2 protein-coding genes are annotated in these 2573 nt (G+C 59.4%); both read right to left on the bottom strand.

Going from position 1 to position 2573, the window contains the following annotated elements:
- A partial coding sequence (locus JOZ76_RS36395; RefSeq protein WP_291706202.1) for an ABC transporter substrate-binding protein occupies window positions 1–779 on the bottom strand: 779 nt, incomplete at its 3' end.
- Between the two features lie 195 nt (window positions 780–974).
- A partial coding sequence (locus JOZ76_RS36390; RefSeq protein ID WP_291706201.1) for a GAF domain-containing protein occupies window positions 975–2573 on the bottom strand: 1599 nt, incomplete at its 5' end.

Raw genomic sequence — 2573 nt, 5'->3', positions numbered from 1 at the left:
CGATACGGAAAAACCATCGGAAGCCGAGCATTGTCCGCAAGCTCAACAATCAGCCGCCGGTAGGTTACATTTTCCAATTGATCACTAACGATCACCCCGTCCACATGCCCATGCACCATCGTGCTTACGACGCGCCGATATTCTTCCTCTTGCATTGGACTTTCGATCGGCGGGCCCAGGACCGCGATTCCCAACTGAGCCGCATTCTCCTGCATCGCGTTAATCTGTGGCAGCTGCCATATCTGGCGCGATCCAAGGAACCCCACTCTCGATGCCGTCGGAATAGCCTCACGCAAGACCTGCAGACGCTTGCCCCAAATCTCGAGTCCAGCCTCAACGCTGACCCCGGTGATGTTGCCACCAGGCCGCGCGAGGCTCACCACAATGCCGTAAGGAACGGGGTCGGCCATGCTCGCGATGACTGGGATCGTGTGTGTCGCCGCTTTGAAACTTAGAACGAGCCGCGACGCTGCTGTCACGATGGCGTCCGGCCTTGTGCTCACCACATTGCCGCAGAGCTCTGGAAAGCGCTCCTCCCGACCGTCGCCGGAATATCGCGCCACAATAAGATTCTGCCCCTCGACGTAGCCAAGCCGACGTAGCTGTTTAAAAAGCGCGGAATAATATGGATTGTCGCCGGTTTCGTTCATGTCGTAGACGGGCGCCGACGGGTGAACAATTGCGATGTAATAGGTCTTTGGCGTCTGCTGCGAGCGTGCTGTGAGCGGCCATCCTGTCACCGCACCGCCGATGAGGGCCATAAACTCGCGGCGTTTCAATCGGTCGATCCCCATAAGATCCTAGGCGGTCCATGGCCGGATTGCAGCATAACGAATTGGCATTTGTAAATCAGCCAAGCCGAGGTCCGGTTAGGGTCATTAGCGGACATAAAGGCGCCCGCACCCGAATGTCAGCTATTCACCCGAAGGACATCGTTCTACACAGTCGTGACGTCGGCTTTGGGCCACAAGCAGTCATTCCGACTTCTCGTAGACGGCGGCGCGGTCGTCGCGCGGCAGGGTAATGATAAACTCGGTGAATAGGCCCGGCTCCGTCTCGAGATCGATCGTGCCGCCGTGTTGTTTCACGATGATGTCATGGCTCATCGAGAGGCCAAGCCCAGTTCCTTCGCCGGCGGGCTTGGTGGTGAAGAACGGATTGAATATCTTGTCCTTTACTCCCGGCGGGATACCGGTTCCGTTGTCGCGAATGCGGATTTCCACCCTGTTGCCGAGGTTCTTGGTGGCGGCACTCAGGACAGGCTCAAAGGTCTCGTCAGCCCCCTCCGACTTACGCTTGATTGCGGCATAGAAGCCGTTGGAAATTAGGTTGAGGAGTGCCCGCGTGATCTCCTGCGGGTATACCTCGACCGCGCCCGCGTCGGGATCGAGGTCGCGCTGCAGAGTAATCTTGAAGCCGGATTTCTCCGCTCTCGCCCCGTGATAAGCGAGGTTGAGGCTTTCCTCCACGATACCATTGATAGCGGCGGATCGGTGCTCGCCACTTCCTTCACGCGAATGCAGCAGCATGTTCTTGACGATGGAGTCGGCTCGCTTGCCGTGTTGCACCACCTTTTCGAGATTATCCTTGAGCGTTCCCGTGAGTTCATCGATTTCAGCGCGGAGCGTCTCGCCGAGCACAGCGGGATTGAGCGCATCCCTTAGTTCGTCAGTCAATTCTGCCGACAGCGCTGCAAAATTGTTGACGAAGTTGAGCGGGTTTTTGATCTCATGCGCGACGCCGGCGGTGAGCTGACCGAGGGAGGCAAGCTTTTCCGTCTGGATCAGGCGGTCCTGCGCGGTGCGGAGGTCCTCGAGGGATTTTGATAGCTCGCGGGTGCGCTGCTGCACTTCGTTGAACAGGCGCGCGTTCTCGATGGCGATCACGGCCTGATCGGCGAAGGACGTGACGAGCTCGACCTGCTTGTCGGTAAATGCCTGGACGCGCCTCCTGGCAATCACGACCGCCCCGATCGGCTCGTTCTCGCGCAGCAGCGGGACACCAAGCGCAGTGCGCTGGCCGGCCAATAGCGTCGACTCGCCCAGTGTGTATTCGTGGTCAGCCGACACATCGGCGATTTGCACTGTGCGGCGCTCCAGCACGGCGCGACCGGTGATGGTGCCTCGGTCAGGTACAATCGGGTGCTCCTCGAGGAAATGGACATATTCCTCGGAAAAGCCCACCGCGGCGCCGGCTCGATACAGATCGCCCTCGCGGCGCATGATGAAAGCCATGTCGGCATCGCAGAGCCGGGCAGCCGAGGAGACCAGCGTGCTGAGGACAGCCTGCAGATCGAAGGCCGAACGGCTAATCACCTTCAGCACGTCCGCTGTCGCGGTCTGCTGCTGCAGCGATTCTTCGAGGTCGCGCGTCTTGGCCTGCACCTCGTCGAACAAGCGGACATTGCCGATCGCGATCACCGCCTGGTCCGCGAAGGTTTGCAGCAGAGCAATTTGCTTCTTGCTAAACGGGTTTACCTCCCTGCGGCGAATGACGATGGCGCCGATGCCTTCGTCTTCGCGGAGCAACGGTGCGCCCAGAAGCGTGTGGCATCCGTCGCGAAGCGACATTTC

This window comes from Bradyrhizobium sp. (assembly GCF_019244115.1).
Lineage (GTDB): Bacteria > Pseudomonadota > Alphaproteobacteria > Rhizobiales > Xanthobacteraceae > Bradyrhizobium.
This window is presented reverse-complemented; position numbering and strand designations above follow the sequence as displayed.